Raw genomic sequence first — 731 nt, 5'->3', positions numbered from 1 at the left:
GTTTGGTTTTTGCCACACGATCAATGCCAGCACCAAGCGTGCCTTTTCACCACCAGAGAACGGTGCGACTTTTTCTAGCGCTTTGTCGCCTTGGAAACCAAAACTACCTAGGTAATCGCGCAGTTGCTGCTCTGTTTGATCCGGTGCGATCTGCATCATGTGCTGCAGTGGTGTTTCTTCTGGGTGCAACGTCTCCAACTGATGCTGAGCAAAGTAGCCGATCTTTACGCCTTGCGAATAGGTGAGATCGCCGCCTTGCGCTTTAAGTTCACCTGAAAGCAGTTTGATTAAGGTCGATTTACCTGCGCCGTTGCGGCCAAGCAAACCAATACGGCTGCCCGGTACTAAGTTCAGACGAATCTTTTCTAAAATTAGGTTGTCGCCGTAACCTGCCGATACGTCGTCCATCATCATGATTGGATTTGGCAGCGCAGCTGGTTGACGGAATTCAAAGCTGAATGGGTTATCGAACTGCGCGGGCAAGACTTTTTCCATGCGTTCTAGCGCTTTGATTCGGCTTTGCGCTTGGCGCGCTTTCGACGCTTTGTAGCGGAAGCGGTCGATGTAGCTTTGCATGTGCGACATTTGCTTTTGTTGTTTCTCGAACATCGCTTGTTGCAGCATCATTTTTTGCGCACGTTGATTTTCGAATGACGAGTAGTTACCCGTGTATTCGTTCAGCTGTTGGTTTTCTATGTGGATGATGCGACCAACGATCGGATCTAGGAAAT

General features: G+C 49.1%; 1 protein-coding gene. It reads right to left on the bottom strand.

Translation table 11 applies throughout. The annotated features are described in order from the left end of the window. Nucleotides 1-731, bottom strand: a 731-nt coding sequence (locus R7Q48_RS27175; protein WP_318133355.1) for an ATP-binding cassette domain-containing protein, incomplete at both ends; no start/stop codon positions are given.

The sequence above is a fragment of the Vibrio sp. 378 genome (assembly GCF_033339435.1).
Note: the sequence above shows the minus strand (reverse complement) of the source record. Positions and strands in the feature narration are given on the sequence as shown.